The organism is Actinotalea ferrariae (assembly GCF_019733465.1).
GTDB lineage: Bacteria > Actinomycetota > Actinomycetes > Actinomycetales > Cellulomonadaceae > Actinotalea > Actinotalea ferrariae_A.
The window spans coordinates 1-15,996 of sequence record NZ_JACVQL010000018.1 but is presented as its reverse complement, the minus strand read 5'-3'; the positions used below and the strand labels follow the sequence as shown (position 1 = coordinate 15,996).

The 15,996-nt window shown below is 72.7% G+C and carries 15 protein-coding genes; 6 read left to right on the top strand and 9 right to left on the bottom strand.

What is annotated here, in order from left to right:
- Window positions 1–148: 148 nt before the first annotated feature.
- The 4 genes from ICW40_RS01640 to ICW40_RS01625 all read right to left on the bottom strand — a co-directional run bounded on the left by ICW40_RS01640 (window position 149) and on the right by ICW40_RS01625 (window position 5,614).
- Window positions 149–1,015: an NAD-dependent epimerase/dehydratase family protein gene (locus ICW40_RS01640; RefSeq protein ID WP_221652086.1), complete on the bottom strand. Its 867-nt coding sequence runs from the start codon at window positions 1,013–1,015 to the stop codon at window positions 149–151.
- Between the two features lie 376 nt (window positions 1,016–1,391).
- Window positions 1,392–2,909 (bottom strand): glycerol kinase GlpK, encoded by a 1,518-nt coding sequence (gene glpK, locus ICW40_RS01635; RefSeq protein ID WP_221652085.1) that lies wholly within the window; start codon window positions 2,907–2,909, stop codon window positions 1,392–1,394.
- A gap of 56 nt (window positions 2,910–2,965) precedes the next feature.
- Entirely contained in the window at window positions 2,966–3,703 is a 738-nt protein-coding gene (locus ICW40_RS01630; protein ID WP_221652084.1) for an MIP/aquaporin family protein, read from the bottom strand.
- A gap of 96 nt (window positions 3,704–3,799) precedes the next feature.
- The gene (locus ICW40_RS01625; RefSeq protein WP_221652083.1) at window positions 3,800–5,614 is read right to left on the bottom strand and encodes a glycerol-3-phosphate dehydrogenase/oxidase; all 1,815 of its coding nucleotides are present in this window, start codon (window positions 5,612–5,614) and stop codon (window positions 3,800–3,802) included.
- Window positions 5,615–5,914: 300 nt separating this feature from the next.
- On the opposite strand from ICW40_RS01625, the gene ICW40_RS01620 reads away from it, so the two are divergent.
- Window positions 5,915–6,823, top strand: coding sequence for a sugar-binding transcriptional regulator (locus ICW40_RS01620; RefSeq protein WP_221652087.1), 909 nt, complete (start codon window positions 5,915–5,917; stop codon window positions 6,821–6,823).
- An 83-nt stretch (window positions 6,824–6,906) separates the two neighbouring features.
- Here ICW40_RS01620 and ICW40_RS01615 read toward each other — a convergent pair whose 3' ends face one another.
- The gene (locus tag ICW40_RS01615; protein WP_221652082.1) at window positions 6,907–9,306 is read right to left on the bottom strand and encodes a hypothetical protein; all 2,400 of its coding nucleotides are present in this window, start codon (window positions 9,304–9,306) and stop codon (window positions 6,907–6,909) included.
- A gap of 124 nt (window positions 9,307–9,430) precedes the next feature.
- On the opposite strand from ICW40_RS01615, the gene ICW40_RS01610 reads away from it, so the two are divergent.
- The 3 genes from ICW40_RS01610 to ICW40_RS01600 all read left to right on the top strand — a co-directional run bounded on the left by ICW40_RS01610 (window position 9,431) and on the right by ICW40_RS01600 (window position 11,509).
- Complete coding sequence (locus tag ICW40_RS01610) at window positions 9,431–10,174, top strand: hemerythrin domain-containing protein (protein ID WP_221652081.1); 744 nt, start codon at window positions 9,431–9,433, stop codon at window positions 10,172–10,174.
- Between the two features lie 55 nt (window positions 10,175–10,229).
- The gene (locus tag ICW40_RS01605) at window positions 10,230–10,853 is read left to right on the top strand and encodes a putative glycolipid-binding domain-containing protein (RefSeq protein ID WP_308121562.1); all 624 of its coding nucleotides are present in this window, start codon (window positions 10,230–10,232) and stop codon (window positions 10,851–10,853) included.
- Between the two features lie 164 nt (window positions 10,854–11,017).
- The gene (locus ICW40_RS01600) at window positions 11,018–11,509 is read left to right on the top strand and encodes an amino-acid N-acetyltransferase (protein WP_221652080.1); all 492 of its coding nucleotides are present in this window, start codon (window positions 11,018–11,020) and stop codon (window positions 11,507–11,509) included.
- A gap of 55 nt (window positions 11,510–11,564) precedes the next feature.
- Here the strand turns inward: ICW40_RS01600 and ICW40_RS01595 are convergent, their stop codons facing one another.
- Together ICW40_RS01595 and ICW40_RS01590 are read right to left on the bottom strand one after the other, a co-directional pair.
- Window positions 11,565–12,176 (bottom strand): hypothetical protein, encoded by a 612-nt coding sequence (locus tag ICW40_RS01595; protein ID WP_221652079.1) that lies wholly within the window; start codon window positions 12,174–12,176, stop codon window positions 11,565–11,567.
- A 213-nt stretch (window positions 12,177–12,389) separates the two neighbouring features.
- A complete protein-coding gene (locus ICW40_RS01590; protein ID WP_221652078.1) occupies window positions 12,390–12,974 on the bottom strand; it encodes a hypothetical protein in 585 nt (194 codons plus the stop codon).
- 284 nt (window positions 12,975–13,258) lie between these two features.
- Between ICW40_RS01590 and ICW40_RS01585 the strand changes: the two genes are divergently transcribed.
- Entirely contained in the window at window positions 13,259–13,690 is a 432-nt protein-coding gene (locus ICW40_RS01585) for a hypothetical protein (protein ID WP_221652077.1), read from the top strand.
- A gap of 73 nt (window positions 13,691–13,763) precedes the next feature.
- Here the strand turns inward: ICW40_RS01585 and ICW40_RS01580 are convergent, their stop codons facing one another.
- Complete coding sequence (locus ICW40_RS01580; RefSeq protein ID WP_221652076.1) at window positions 13,764–14,684, bottom strand: hypothetical protein; 921 nt, start codon at window positions 14,682–14,684, stop codon at window positions 13,764–13,766.
- Between the two features lie 332 nt (window positions 14,685–15,016).
- On the opposite strand from ICW40_RS01580, the gene ICW40_RS01575 reads away from it, so the two are divergent.
- Window positions 15,017–15,580, top strand: a complete 564-nt coding sequence (locus ICW40_RS01575) for a suppressor of fused domain protein (protein WP_221652075.1) — start codon at window positions 15,017–15,019, stop codon at window positions 15,578–15,580.
- A gap of 82 nt (window positions 15,581–15,662) precedes the next feature.
- Here the strand turns inward: ICW40_RS01575 and ICW40_RS01570 are convergent, their stop codons facing one another.
- Window positions 15,663–15,974 (bottom strand): hypothetical protein, encoded by a 312-nt coding sequence (locus ICW40_RS01570; protein WP_221652074.1) that lies wholly within the window; start codon window positions 15,972–15,974, stop codon window positions 15,663–15,665.
- Window positions 15,975–15,996 lie beyond the last annotated feature (22 nt).

Below are 15,996 nucleotides of genomic sequence, written 5' to 3'. Positions count from 1 at the left end.
CACCGCGTTGCAACAACCACTTGAACCGAAGCTGGCGTGTCCCACGACAACGCTCCACTTCGCCGGGGGTGCGCTCGGGACGGCTGGGGTGGGTTCGGGACGGCCGGGGTGCGCTCGCGACGGCCGGGGTGGGTTCGGGATGGGCTGGTCAGCTGGGGGTGGGGGGCTCCTGGGTCGGCAGCTCCGTGCGCCAGGAGTGGGTCGGCTCGTAGCCGAGGAGCTCGCGGGCGGCGTCGATCGCGAGCAGGGTCTCGAACTCTCCGAGCTCGCGGGTGAGCGGGACGTCGGGGAAGACCTCGGCGACCAGCTCCGCCGTCGGCCGGTCCATGATCGTGTCGGCCGCGGCGACGATCACGTTCTGCGAGCCCGTGGTCTCGACCTCGAGCGCCAGCCGGCAGGCCTTGGCGACGTCGCGCACGTCGACGTAGCCCCACGCGTTCCAGCGCCTCGACCGAGCGTCACCCCAGTAGCCCGGAACCGCGGCGTAGTCCTGCGGCCGGTGGATGTTGGAGATCCGCAGGCCGACGAACGGGATGCCCGACCACGCGGAGACGTGCGCGGCCGTCTGCTCGCCGAGCACCTTGGACAGCGCGTACGTCGTCGTCGGGTGGGGGAAGTGGTCCTCGTCGACGGGCAGGTACCGCGGCGGCGTGTCGAACGGCAGGCCGAGCGTCGTCTCGCTCGACGCCCACACGACCTTGCGCAGGCCGAGCCGCGCCGCGGCGAGGAACACGTTCCCGTTCATGGCCGAGTTCTGGTGCAGCGTCTCGGGTGCGGTGGCGCGGCCGGGTGCGGGGATGTTGCCGAGGTGCACGACGGCGTCCGACCCGGCCAGGACCTCGACCACCTGCCCGTAGTCGGTCAGGTCCGCGATGACGAGGTCGGCGCCGAGCCCGGCGTCCGCGCCCGGGGGCCCGGCGACGTCCGTCGCGACGACGTCGTACCCGTGCGCGACGAGGTCCTCGACCACGACTCGCCCCGCCTTGCCGAACGCACCCGTGACCGTGACCCGCATGCGCCCATCCTGCCCCGGTCGCTCCGTGCGGGCGATGTGACCGCTGGGACCGCTGGTGCTGATGCGACACGTCAGCAGCCCCATCGGCCGCACCGGTCACATCGCCCGCACCGACGGAACGGCGGCCCGCGCGCGACGCTGCACCGAGACGTGCGGCGCACGTGACCCGTGGGGCTCCCGGGACCCGTGGGGCGCACCACGGGCCTCACACGCCTCGCGCGTCACGTGCGCCGCACATCTCGGAGTGGTCGTTGCTCGGCCGAGCGCGACGGAGGGGCCCGTCCGTAGGACGAGCCCCTCCGCTCGACGACCCGGTGCCCGCCGGTGTCGTCAGGTCAGGCGGCCGCGCACACCGCGCGGTGACGCCTCACACGCTCTACTCGGTGTCGGCGTCCACCCAGTCGAAGGTCTTCGTGACGGCCTTCTTCCAGTTGCGGTACGTCTTGTCCCGCGCCTCGGCGTCCATCGACGGCTCCCACCGCTTGTCCTCGGCCCAGTTGTCGATGACGTCCTGCTCGCCCTCCCAGAAGCCGACGGCGATGCCGGCCGCGTAGGCCGCGCCGAGCGCCGTCGTCTCCGCGACCTTCGGCCGCACGACGGGGACGCCGAGGATGTCCGCCTGGAACTGCATGAGCAGCTCGTTGGCGATCATGCCGCCGTCGACCTTGAGCTCGGTGAGGTCGACGCCCGAGTCGGCGTTCATCGCGTCCAGGACCTCGCGGGTCTGGAACGCCGTCGCCTCGAGCGCCGCACGAGCGATGTGGCCCTTGTTGACGTACCGCGTCAGGCCCGCGAGCACGCCGCGCGCGTCGCCCCGCCAGTACGGCGCGAAGAGACCCGAGAACGCCGGCACGAAGTACGCGCCGCCGTTGTCCTCGACCGTCGAGGCCAGCTTCTCGATCTCCGGGGCGTCCTTGATGAGGCCGAGGTTGTCCCGGAGCCACTGCACCAGCGAACCGGTGACCGCGATCGAGCCCTCGAGCGCGTAGACCTGCGGCTTGTCGCCGATCTTGTAGCAGACCGTCGTCAGCAGGCCGTTCTTGGACTGGATCGGCTCCGTGCCGGTGTTGAGCAGCATGAAGTTGCCCGTGCCGTACGTGTTCTTGGCCGTGCCGACCTCGAAGCACGCCTGGCCGAACGTCGCCGCCTGCTGGTCGCCCAGGATGCCCGCGATCGGGACGCCGGGGACCATCCCGCCCTGGCGACCCTCGCCGTAGACCTCGGACGACGAGCGGATCTCCGGCAGCATCGACACCGGGATCTGCATGTCCCCGGCGATCTCCTCGTTCCACGTGAGCGAGTCGATGTTCATGAGCATCGTGCGCGACGCGTTGGTGACGTCCGTGACGTGCACGCCACCGTCGGTCCCGCCCGTCATGTTCCACACGACCCACGAGTCGGTGTTGCCGAACGCGAGGTCGCCGCGCTCCGCCTTCTCGCGCGCGCCGTCGACGTTGTCGAGGATCCAGCGGACCTTCGGGCCCGAGAAGTAGGTCGCCAGCGGGAGGCCGACCTTCTCCTTGTACCGCTCGGCCCCGCCGCCCATCGCGGCGAGCTCGTCGCAGATCTTCTGGGTCCGCGTGTCCTGCCAGACGATCGCGTTGTAGATCGGCTTGCCCGTGGTGCGGTCCCACACGACGGCGGTCTCGCGCTGGTTCGTGATGCCGACCGCCGCGACGTCGCGGTGCGTGATGTTCGCGCGGGTCAGGGCGAGGCCCACGACCTCGCGCACGTTCGTCCAGATCTCCATCGGGTCGTGCTCGACCCAGCCCGGCTTGGGGAAGATCTGCTCGTGCTCCTTCTGGCCGGTGGCCACGATGGAGCCGGAGTGGTCGAAGACGATCGCCCGGGAGCTCGTGGTGCCCTGGTCGATCGCGAGGATGTAGTCAGCCATGTCTGTCCTTCACGTCGTCGTGCAGGTGGATGAGAGGGAGCGGGTGCGCCCGCGGCTCAGGCGACGGCGGCCGCGAGGAGACCGGCGAGCACTCCGCCGACGATCGGGCCGACGACCGGCACCCACGCGTAGCCCCAGTCGCTCGAGCCCTTGCCCGGGATGGGCAGGATGGCGTGCGCGATACGGGGGCCGAGGTCACGTGCCGGGTTGATGGCGTAGCCGGTGGGGCCACCGAGGCTGGCGCCGATGCCGACGACGAGGAGCGCGACGGCGAGCGGACCCATCTCGTGCGGCGTGTTGCCGAACTGGATGACGATGTAGACGAGCACGAAGGTGCCCAGGACCTCGGTGAGGAAGTTCCAGCCGTAGGAGCGGATCGCCGGGCCGGTCGAGAACACGGCGAGCTTCGTGGCCGGGTCGGCCGGCTCGTCGAAGTGCTGCTTGTAGGCGGCCCACGCCAGGATCGCGCCGATGAAGGCGCCCAGGAGCTCCGCGCCCAGGTACGTGGCGATCGACGCCGCGTCGATCGGGACGCCCTCGACGAAGTCACCACCGGGGTTGTTGGCGACGAGGCCGAGCGTCACTGCGGGGTTGAGGTGCGCGCCCGACTTCCACGCCGCGAACACACCCACGAACACCGCGAGGCCCCAGCCGAAGTTGATGAGCAGCCAGCCGCCGTTGAACCCCTTGGTCCTCGGCAGGATGACGTTCGCCACGACGCCTGCACCCAGGAGCAGGAGCAGAGCGGTTCCGATCACCTCCGACACGAAGATGTCGGTGAGGGTGACGTCCATGTTTCCTCGATTCACTCGCGAGACTTCGTTGTCACGTGCGCTCCGGGCGGGGTTGCCCGGAGTGTCTGGGGGGCCGGGACGTCCGGCCGGGGCGGGTCAGGTGCCGTAGGGGCCGGCCGCGCCCTTCGAGTCGGCCGGGGAGCCGGGCTTGAGGCCGGGACCCGGACCGGGTGTGGCGAGCTCGACGAGGGGCGTCACGTCCGGCACCCGGAGCCGCGCCGCCTCGGCCGAGGCGTCGTCGGGCTCGTGCGACGCCGCCTCCTCGGCCTCGCACCGAGCGCGGTACGCCTCGATCTCCGCCGCGCGCCGCTCGGCCGACCAGCCGAGCCGCTCGCCGACGAGGTCGGCGATCTCCTCGATCGCCGCGAGGCCCCGGTCGCGCTGCTCGTAGACCAGCCGCGTGCGATGGATCATCACGTCCTCGAGGTGCAGCACACCCTCGTGGCTCGCCGCGTACGCGACCTCGGCGCGCAGGTAGGCCGGAGCGCCCTCGAGCGGGCGGCCGAGCGACGGGTCGGCGTCGACCATCTCGACGAGGTCGGTCAGCATCGATCCGTAGCGGTGCAGCAGGTGGTCGACCATCGCGCGGGTCCACCCGTAGGTCCGCGCGATCCGCTTGGCCTGGCGCTGGAGCACGGCGTGCCCCTCGGCGCCGGCGAGCGGGATGCGGTCGGTGATCGACGGCAGCGCGGTGGCGCGCTCACCGAGCGCGAAGTCGACGGCGTCGCGGGCCATGACCCGGTACGTCGTGAGCTTGCCGCCGGCGATGACGGTCAGGCCCGGGGTGGGCGACGCGACCGTGTGCTCGCGCGAGACCTTGGCCGACGACGTGCCCTCCTTGGTGCCCGGCTGGAGCAGCGGCCTCAGGCCGGCCCACGTGCCGATGATGTCGTCGCGCGAGATGGGGTCGGCGAGCACTGCGTTGGCGTGGTCGATGACGTAGTCGATGTCCGCCGCCGTCGCGACGGGGTGGGTGAGCTCCTGCTCCCACGGCGTGTCCGTGGTCCCGATGACCCAGTACCGGGACCACGGGATCACGAAGAGCACGCTCTTCTCGGTCTGCAGGATCAGGCCGACGTCGCCGCGGATGCGCTCGCGCGGCACGACGATGTGGATGCCCTTCGACGCGAGCACGCGCAGGCCGCCCTCGTCGCCCGCGAGCGCCTCGGTCTCCTCCGTCCACACGCCGGTCGCGTTGATGACCTGGTCGGCGTGGACCGTGATGCGTCGCCCGGTCTCGAGGTCCTGCACGACGGCGCCGTTGACGACGCCCGTGCCGCGGCGCGTGAGCTCGACGACCTGGGTCCGGCTCGCCGCGTGCGCGCCGTAGGTCGCGGCGGTGCGGACGATCGTCGCGACGAGGCGCGCGTCGTCGACGCTCGCGTCCCAGTACCGGACGGCGCCGACGGCGGCGTCGTGCCGCAGGTCCGGGAAGAGCCGCTCCATGCCGGTGCGCGTCACGTGGCGGTGCCACGGCGCTGCGCGGTTGCCCGGGGCGACGCTCGCGAGGATGTCGTACAGCGCGACGCCGGCACCGACGTACGCGCGCTCCCAGACGCGGTGCTCGAGCGGGTAGAGGAACGAGACGGGGCGCACGAGGTGGGGGGCGATCCGCTTGAGCAGCAGGTCGCGCTCCGTGAGGGCCTCGTGGACGAGGTGGAAGTCGAGCATCTGCAGGTAGCGCAGACCCCCGTGCACGAGCTTGCTCGAGCGGCTCGACGTGCCGCTCGCCCAGTCCTGCGCCTCGACGAGCCCGACCCGCAGACCGCGGGTCACGGCGTCGAGCGCGATGCCGGCGCCCGTGACGCCGCCGCCGATGACGAGGACGTCGAGCTCCTCGCCTGCTCCCGAGCGTTCGAGCGCGTCCAGCGCGTCCTCGCGGGTCTGGGGCGTCAGTGCCGCTGTCCTCACGGTGCCTCCTCTGCTCCGGGACGTCCCGGATGCGGATCTCGCACGTGCGGCCGCCTCGGGGGACGGATCTCGTCCCGGTGGCAGGGTGTCGGCCGCGCGACAGCCCTATGCTTGCGATGCGCGAACGAACGCGCAACCCCGGTGCACGAACGTGCAGACTGAGGTCGGGCCTGCCCGTACCGCGCCCGTAGCGGTGCGTGCCGCTGTGCCACCGGTGGCCCGAGGAGGTGTCCCGTGATCGATCGTGACGAGGGCGACGTCGGCGAGGACGTCCGCGAGGACGTGCTGAAGGCGGCCTCGATGTACTACCTGCAGGACCTCAAGATGGAGGTCATCGCCCGGCACCTCGGGACGTCGCGGTCGACCGTCTCACGCCTCATCAAGCGGGCGCGCGAGACGGGCCTGGTCGAGATCACCCTGCGGCCCGGTCGCACGCGCGCGCCGGGCCTGCGCCAGACGATCGCGCGCCGGTACGGCATCGAGGCCTACGTCACGCCGGTCGCCGACTCGGCGACGGAGATCGAGCGGCTCGACCAGGTCGCGATCACGACGGCGAAGCTCATCGGCACGTGGTTCGACTCCGACATGGTGCTCGGCATCGCCTGGGGCACGACGCTCGCGGCCGTCGGCCGGCGGCTCACGCCCAAGGCGACGCGGGGGAGCGCCGTCGTGCAGCTCAACGGCGCCGCGAACACCCGCACGAGCGGGATCGAGTACGCGAGCGACCTCATCACCGGCTTCGGCGCGGCGTTCGACGCGACCGTGCACCACTTCCCCGTGCCGGCCTTCTTCGACTACCCGGAGACCAAGGCGGCGATGTGGCGCGAGCGGTCCGTGCGGCGCGTGCTCGACGTGCAGCGCCGGGCCGACATCGCGCTCTTCGGCGTGGGCGCCGTCGGCGGCGGCCTGCCGAGCCACGTCTACTCGGCGGGCTACCTCGACGCCGAGGACGTCGCGCTGCTGCACGACGAGGGCGTCGTCGGCGACGTCTGCACCGTCTTCCTGCGCGCCGACGGCAGCTACGAGGACGTCGCGCTCAACGCGCGTGCGACCGGGCCGACGCCGGTCGAGCTGCACCGCATCCCCCGGCGCGTGTGCGCCGTCGCCGGCGACAACAAGGTGGTGCCGCTGCGGGCGGCGCTCGCCGCCGGCGTCGTGACCGACCTCGTCGTCGACGAGCTCACGGCCGAGGCACTCGTCGAGGGCTGAGCCTCGTCCTCGACCCTCCTCGACCCTCCCCGTGCTCCAAGATCGGGCTCCTGGCCCTCGAGGGGCTCAGGGGCTCGGTGGAGTCAGTCGTGGAGCATCACGCCGTGCCGGTAGCTCGAGGAGACGGCCGACCAGGAGACCGCGGCCCCGACCTGCTCGGGCTCGCTCCGCCACAGCTCGCGGCCCTGGGCGTCGGCCCACCGGCCCCACTGCCACAGGGTCCCGTCGGCGCGGACGGCGGCGTGCCACTCCCAGCCCTCGGCGACCGTGACCCAGTCGTCCGACGTCCCGAGGCGTCGGGGAGCGGGGTGCGCGACCTCCCGGCCGCGGTGGCTCTCCAGCCCCCACGTCCACAGCGCACCGTCCGCCGTCACGCCGGACGTCACCTGCCAGCCGGCCGAGATGCCCACGAAGCGCTGGTCGGACGCCACGCGGACGGGCACGCGGGAGACGACGCCGTGTCCCGGTGTGCTGCCGTCGCCCAGCTCGCCCCAGACGTTGGTCCCCCAGGTCCAGACCGAGCCGTCGGCCCGCAGGGCCGCCACGTGGTCGGTGCCCACGTCCACGGCCGTCCAGGTCTGGTCGGTGCCGACGCGCCCCGGGACCGCGCGTCGCCGGTCCGTCCCGTCGCCGAGCTGCCCGTGGCTGTTGTTCCCCCAGGTCCAGAGGGTGCCGTCGTCGGCGATCGCCGCGCTGAGGGACATCCCTGCGGTCACGGCGTGCCACGTGCGGCCCGGGGCCACCGCCACGGGTGCGAGGCGCTGCGTCGTCGAGCCGTCGCCGACCTCGCCGGCACCGTTGAGCCCCCATCCCCACAGCGACCCGTCGCGCTTGAGGGCGAGCGTGTGGGACGCGCCGGCCGCGACCGCGACCCAGTTCGCGTCGGTCCCGACCTGCACGGGCGCCGGGCGGTCGACGAGCGTCCCGTCGCCGAGCTGCCCCCACATGTTGTCGCCCCACGTCCAGAGCGTGCCGTCCTCGCGCACGGCGGCGGAGTGCCAGTAGCCGGCGGACACGGAGGTCCACGCGTTCCCGGAGGCCACCGGGGCGGGCTCGGCGACGTGGGTCGGCCGGTCGCCGGTGCCGAGCTGGCCCTCGACGCCCTGGCCGAACGACGCCAGCGCGTGGGGCTCCGGGGTACCCGCCGAGCTGCCCGTGAAGTAGCCGGAGACGTCGAGGACGACGTCGGTCGTCGTGGTGGTGTAGGTGCCGATCCGCCCACCCGTGCCGAGCTGGACGACGGCGGCCGCGGCGACCGTCTGCCCCGGTGCGGTGAAGTTGACGTTGGTGGACGCGCCCGGCGTGCCGTGGCCGGTGGGGAAGAGCTGGACGAACCCCGGCCCCCTGGTCCCGACGGCGACGACGTTGGCCATGACGGCGGCGACCCCGGTCGCGGGCAGGCCGGCCCTGCCGAGCGGCGCGGACGTCGTCGTGCCCGGTGCGAGCGGCGCGGACGCGCGGCTGTCGGAGAGGCGGGCCGGCGGGAGGCCGACGAAGAGCCCGTCGGCGGAGGGTGCGGCCGTCCCGTCGGTGACGTAGCCGGCGACGTCGACGACGACGTCGGTCGCGGTCGCGGTGTGCACGACGACGGCGCCGTCGTTCCCGACGGGGACCAGGACGAGGTTGGCGACCGTCTGCCCGGGGCCGGTGACGTTGACGTTCGACGTGGACCCGAGCGGGGTGGCGCCGCCCGCGGGAACCACCTGCACGAAGCCCGGCCCCGTGCTGCCGGTGGCGGTGACGGTCATGGCGACCGCGGACACGCCGGTCGCGGGGATCCCCGCGCGACCCGTCACCGGGAGCGCGAACGAGCCGCCGGAGGTCGGCCGGGCCCCGGAGCGGGTGTCGACCAGACGACCGGGCCGCACGGGCACGTAGCGTCCGGCGCTCGACGTCTCCGCGGGCGTGAAGTAACCGAGCACATCGGCGACGAGGTGACCGCCCGCGACGTCGTACAGGGTGATCGCCCCGCCGTCGCCCAGCGGCACGACCGCCAGGTTCGCGACCGTCTGCCCCGGACCCGTGACGTTGACGTTGGCGGACGCACCGATGGCGCCGCTCCCGGCCGGGAGCGCCTGGACGTACCCGGCTCCCGGGGCGTCGGTCACGGCGAGGTTCAGCGCAACGGCCGTCGCGCCCGTCGGCGGCACGCCGCCGCGCCCGGCCATCTGGAGCGGCAGCGACGCCCCGCGGTCGGGGCGTCCCGCCGGTGCGCCGACACCTGACCGGGTGTCGAGGACACGAGCCGGGGGAAGCGGCTCGAACCGGCTGGCCGGCCAGGCCTGCGCCGCCTGCGACAGGGCCGGGGACGCGCTCTGCGTGGCCGTCCCCTGAGCCGCGGCGGACGGCAGCGCGGTGCCGAGCAGGGCGCACGAGGCCACCACCACGAGCGCCCAGGCGCGGGTCGACGCGCCGACCGGCGTCGCGCGGCCCCCGCTCGTCGTGGGCGGTGCCGTGCGGTGGACGCTGCTGACCTGACCCATGGTGCCCCCGTCGTCGTGATCGTCGGGCAGATGCTGTCACGTCAGCGATCACGGTGGTAGCGCGTTCACCCGCACGCGCCCGCCGGCGGACGTAGCGTGGATCGCCTCGAACCGGGAGGCAGTCATGGTGCGGTCCATCGCTGGTCAGAGCATCGCCGAGCTCGGCGGCCGCTGGAGCGTCCTCGTCCGGCAGCGGTCGGACCACGTCACGCTCGACCGGCTGCTGCACGAGCTCGACGGCGCGGGCCCCGAGCACGAGCAGGACGTCCTGCGCCGGCTCTACCGGCTGGTCTTCCCGCACGCGTTCGCCGAGGAGTCGGTGCTGTGGCCGCTCATGCGGCGTGCGCTGGCCGACGGCGAGGCGCTCACGCTCCAGGTCGAGCGCGAGCACCAGGAGGTCAACGAGCTCGTCACGCGGCTCGAGGCGACGGCGCCCGACGACGCCGCGCGCGCCCCGTTGCTCGAGCGGCTCGCCGAGGTGCTCCGCGAGGACGTGCGCGACGAGGAGGACGAGCTCTTCCCGCGGTTGCAGGCCGTCACCGACCAGCGCGAGCTGCGGCGGCTCGGCGTCCTCTGGGAGCTGGTGCGTCGGATCGCGCCCACGCGCGCGCACCCCGTCGTCGCACGGCGCCCACCCGGCAACGTCGTGTCCGCGCTGCCGCTCTCCGTCGTCGACCGTCTCCGCGACCTGGCCGATCTCGGGGCGACGCGCGGCCCGGCGCGGACGCGCCCGGCGCTCCGCGCGGTCAGCCGCGGCCTCGGGCGTCTCGCGCACGCGATCGAGCGCATCCCGCTGCTCCGCATCGGCGAGGACCGGTCGACGAGCCGAGCGTGGGCGGCGGGGGCAACGGTCCGTCCGGCCGGCTGACGACGGGCGCGGGTGCACGTGTCGCGGGTCCGGGTTCGCGGCTCACGCCCGTGGGCTGGGGCGTGCGGCCCGGCCGCTACCGTCGGGCCATGACCGAGCGGGCACGGCTCGTCTCCTGGCGGGTCCCGACCCCGAACGCATCGACGCCGCGCGCGTCGTCCTCGGCGCGGACCGGCTCACGGCCCACGGCACGAGCTGCGCGACCGACCACGCCACCGCCTACCGGCTCGACACCGGGCCCGGCTGGGTGACCCGGTCCCTCGAGGTGACGACGCTGGGCGACCACGGCGCGCGCCGGCTCGAGCTGAGCCGGGACGAGGGCGGCACCTGGGCCGCGCGGCGGTGGGTCGACGGCCGCGAGGTCGACGTCGACCTGCCCGACCTGCGCGACGCGCTCGACTGCGACCTCGGGCTGTGCCCGCTGACGAACACCATGCCAGTGCTGCGCGGCGGCCTGCTGCGCGAGGGCGGTGGCCGATCGCGGCTCACGGCGGCGTGGGTCGAGGTCCCCGACCTCGTCGTGCGCGCCGACGTCCAGCACTACGGGCCCTCCGTCCCGTCGCCCGGGGGCGGGGCCGCGGTCGAGTTCGGCGTCGAGGGCTTCGCCGCGACGATCGTCGTGGACGCCGACGGGCTCGTCGTGTCGTACCCGGGCATCGCGGAGCGCCTCCGCGGGTGACGGCAGGTGGGCGCGTCGGTGCCGCGGGCGGCGTCGTGCTTTAGCGTGACGGCGTGACGTCCGCCACCTCCGAGCCTGCCGCCGGGCTCTCCTCCGAGGCCGCTCCTCTGCCCTCTTCCGGGCCTTCCACCGCGCCTCCGACCACGGCCCCCGAGCAGCCCTACGTGATCCGGCCTGCGCTGCCGCGCGACGTGCGCGAGATCCGCGACCTCGTCGAGCCGTACGCGGCGGCGCGGATCCTGCTCGCCAAGGAGCTCGTCGGCTACTACGAGGGTGTTCAGGAGTTCCAGGTCGCCCAGGACGCGACGGGAGCGCTCATCGGCTGCGGGGCGCTGCACGTCATGTGGACCGACCTGGCGGAGGTCCGCACGCTCGCAGTGCACCCGGCGTGGCGCGGACGTGGCGTCGGGCACGCGCTGCTCGCGTCGCTCGTCGAGCGGGCCCGCGACCTGGGTCTGCGCCGCCTGTTCTGCCTGACGTTCGAGGTCGACTTCTTCGCCGCGCACGGGTTCCGCGCGATCGCCGGCACGCCGGTCGACGCGGAGGTCTACGCGGAGCTGCTGCGCTCGCACGACGACGGCGTCGCGGAGTTCCTCGACCTCGCGCGCGTGAAGCCCAACACGCTCGGCAACACCCGCATGCTGCTCGAGCTCTGACCCTCCCTCGCCGACCTCCTCCCGGCCTCACGCTGAGCGCGAGGTCGAGCCGGCGTCACACCGGCCGTCGCGCGGTCGTCAGCCCGACGAGCACCCAGGCGGCACCGACGACGAGCTGGTCGACGACTCCCGCCTCGTTCAGCGTGGCCGCCATGAGCGGCAGCCAGGCGAGCATGCTGAGCCCGGCGAGGGCCAGCGCCCCGGTGGTGGCCACCCGATCCCGGCGGCTGCGGTCGAGGGCGACCGTCACGGCCGCGACCGCCGCACCGACGCCGGTGAGCAGGTTCCCCAGCAGGTAGAGCCCCCACCCCGCCATCGCGAGCCACTCGGGGCCGCCGCGCAGCCCCCCGCCGATGACGAACTCGATGAGGACGCCGAGCCACGAGAGCACGAAGCCCGCGGCCATGACGCCCCAGGCGGCCTTCAGCCGCCGGCCGGCCTCGCGGCGCGCGGTCGCCACCGAGCCGACGACGAGCAGCGTCAGCGGCAGCAGCATGAGCCGGTTCCACCCGACGTAGTCGGCGCCGAGCCAGGTTCCGTCCCACGTGGTCATGACGGCCCAGCGAGCCGGGACCCAGGTGAGTCCGCCGACGACGAGCGCGAGCTGTGCGACTCGGTGGGACGCGCGCGCGTCGCTGCGGACCTCCACGGCTGGCTGCGTCGTCACGGGGAGAGGCTAGCGACACGGGGGCGCCGAGCGGCTGGCGCGCTTCCGGCTCGCGACAATTGCGGTCAGTTCAGCTAGGCGGCCGCCTCCTCAGTCGGGCCTCGGCTACCGGTCCGCTCATCGCCGTCTGACCCTCGGAGCGACCAGGGCGACCGCCGGCGTACCGGTCAGCGGCATGGCCGAGCGCACGTCGCTACTGACGCCGGCGGTTGCTCAGTCGAGAAGGACGGTGCAGTCGCTGCCCGTCGGCTCGCCGTCGAGGGTGAAGGTCAGGTGGAGGCGGGAGGCGTGCGCCGGTGGGAAAGGGCCGTGTACCCACGAGGCCTCCCAGTCAGTGCCGTCGCCGGCGACCTGCCCCGCGAGCAGTCGGTAGTCGGTCCCGACGTCATCACTGACGACGACCTGCACCCGGTCGAGCACTGCGACGCCGGGCATCTGTGGTGGGTCGACGGCCAGGTCCTGGCCGTGCTGCTGGAAGTCGCGACACCACGCCTCGCGAGCTGCGTGGAAGTCCTCATCGCGGCGCATCGTCTCAGGGCCCCGAAGGCCGTGCAGGTGGACCCTCATCCCAGCCTGGCCGTCCCAGCCCTGCGCGTCGAGCTGCACACCGCCGAGCTGGATCGTGATCCCGTCGCTCTCGGCGACCACGAGGTCTGCGGGCGCGATGACTGTGATCGCCATGACGCACGGTAACGCGGTGGCCGGCCGGTGAGCGCGCGCATCGGGCAGCGGCATGACCGGAACTTCTTGGGCGGCTCTCTCGCCGCACGCGGTCCTCACCGCGCGCGCGGTGGGCACGCGCGGTGAGGACTCAGACTGACGCGGTCACCCCTTGCCGAGCGTGGAACCCGCCTTGCTCTTCGCCGACTTGCTGGACGATCTCGACGCAAGCTTGCTCCCCGCTTTCGACATGGCAGCCTTGGATGGCTTCCCCATCGCACTCACCTCCCTCCGCGCTCCAAGCCAAGGGTTGCAACGAGGTCTGACATGACAATCGCTGCTCACCTTCCAGCGCGGTCAGGGGCATGACCGGACGGTTCGGCGTCCCGCCGTCGGTGTGAACGGTGGGAGACTCCAGCGTGGTGAACCAGCTGACTCTTGCGGCAGAGGAGTACGAGGGGGTCACGGGACTCGTCCCGTTCGTCGACGGCTCGTCGCTGGTCGACCTGGTCGGCGCATACGAGTCCGCACGAGGCTTCACACCTGCTGGCGGCTACGGCGGTCTGGTTCCCGCCTACTTCAGGTTCGGTGACCTTTGCGACTACTACCGAGGGATCGAAAAGCGCCAGTGGCCCGACAAAGGGCGTGTCTCTCTGCTCGCTTGCGACTGCGGGGAGATTGGGTGCTGGCCGCTGGACGCGAGCGTGACCCTCACCGCGCACTCGGTGACGTGGTCGAACTTCGTTCAGCCGCACCGCCGGGTGTGGTCCTACGCCGACTTCGGGCCCTTCATCTTCGATCGGCGCCAGTACGAGGCGGCCGTCAGCACGTGCCTGGCCACGCTCACCCGCTGAGGCCCAGCGCCGGAGGGCGGTCAGCGGCATGACCGTGCGGTCACCGAAGCGGGTCGAAACGGCGTCGGGTTGCCTAGCGCGTCGCGGCGAGGCGCTCGAGCACCTCGGCAAAGGCGTCCTGGACCTCGATGCGCACGCCGTCCGGTCCTACGACGCTGAGTCGGGTCATCCGGCCCTCCTGCCACCAGTACACCGACGGCGAGAGGCCACCGGCCGCCTTCGCGTACGCGTCCGCGGTGAGCCCCGCCATCGCTTGGAGGGCCGGGACCACGTCGCCCGACGTGACGGGGTGGAGCAGGAGGTGATGGCGGTCCGGCAGTGCGACGAGGACACCGTCCGGGAAGTGACGTCGGCCGTGAACCCGGTCGAGGACGTGGGGCAGCACGAGAACCTTGCTGGCGACGAAGACGGACTCCCCTTCGAGCACGTCGATCCGTGCGCCACCGGCCGCCGTCAGTACGTCTTGCGTGAACGGCTCCGCGAGCAGGTGCTCCAGCCCGGCGGCCCGCAGCGCGTCGGCTCCGCAGCGCTCGACGTCCTCGTCGAGGAGCACCATCGTGGACTTGGGTGAGTCGTGCACCACCAGCTCGACGAGGCCGTCCGCCACGTGCCTTCCGTAGGTGAGGCTGTCGCGCATGGGGGGTGGCATCTGGTCGACCGCGTGCACCCGCAGGACCGCTGCCGCGAGCACTTCCTCGACCGGGAGGTCCGCCGGGTTCGGCGGCAGGTCGACGAGTGTCGCGACGTGCCCGCGCACCACGCGCCGCCAGCGCCGGCGCGGGCCGGCCGCCTTGCACGCCGCGGCGACGTTCCACAGTCCGAACTGCCGTCCGTCCCCATCCTGGAGGTGGTCCGGGTGGACGACAACCTCCACACCCGCACTGGCGAACGCGTCGGCGGCCAAGCGGCGCACCTCAGCGGCCTCATCGACGGTGAGGAACGGCAGCGCGTCGTCGGGTAGGGCGTCGACCGCGGACCGTCGGAACAGACCCATCGCGAACCTCCTTCGGGTGACCTCGACGCAGCGCGAGGCGGGCGGGGTGCGTCCGCCGCCGACTCGCGGCTGGAAGGCGCACTGGCCCTATCGGCACGGAGACGGGTCGCCGTGAGCCGTGCCACACGCCCTGCACCGCGCGAGCGAGCTTCCGCGTTGAGAGATCGGTCAGCGGCATAACGGTGCGGTCGCTGGTGGGTCGGAAGCAGAAGGACTGTCGACGAAGCGGGTTCCTGCAACCCGTGACGACTTCGCTGCGATCGCGGCAGCCCCTTGCGCCCGATGCGCGCCGCGGCTCGGCTGGGGCGGTTCGGTTACGGCACGATGGCCGCATGACCTCGGCACCCAGCCGCGTCGAGCGCTACCTCGCGCACCTCGACGTGCTCACGGGCGGCGCGGAGCCTCAGTTCTGGCCGGTGGAGTCGCGACACTCCGACCTGCCCAGCGTCACGGCGATCGGCTACCGGGACCTGCCCGACGATGGGCTCTTCACCGGTCTGACCTACGGGCTGTCGCTCGCCGAGAACCCGTTGTGGCAGCACGGCCGACCCGAGTTGTGCATCAGCGTGAGGTCGGATGACTCCGCCTGGGTGCTGGCCGCGGCGTTTCTCGCCGAACAACTGCGTGGCAGCTGCCCGTTCCAGTACGGGGACACGCTCAACTTCGGCGAGCCCGTCGCGGCCGAGAGCGCCATGGACGGCTTCGTAGTGTTCGCGCCGGCAGTGCTGGATCGGGACAGTGCGACGATCGACGTCGGAGACGACCACCCGCCCCACGTGCAGGGCCTGTACCCGGTGTACTCCAGCGAGCGAGAGTTCATCCGTGCACACGGGCTCCAAGCCTTCTGGCAGCTCGACTGGGACCCCTACGACGTGACTCGCGCGCCCGCGGCGTAGGTGTCCAGCGAGACCGCCCATGGCACAACCGCGCGGACAGCGGCATGACCGTGTACTGCTTAGAGCGATTCGCCACCGTCGTTCACACGGATGCGAGTCCGTCGTAGAACTCCTCGCGTCCGTGGCGTTCGCCGGTGGGCTCTAGATCGGATCGCGCAATCATCAAGGTCTCGCCCAAGTCGTCGAGATAGACGGCGTAGAACTCCTCGCTGTCGTCTCCACGCGCCCGCCCGAGCACCGTCCCCCGACCACTGATGTCGCGGTCGATGCTGCCAGGGCGCACGAGCACGACGTCGAAGAAGTCGATGCTGAAGGGCGCGTCACCGAGCGGCTGGTCGTCGGGCATCGTCATGTCGACATGGTGCCGCTCCGCGCCCAACAGCTGCACGGTCATCGGCTACTTGTGTCATTGACCT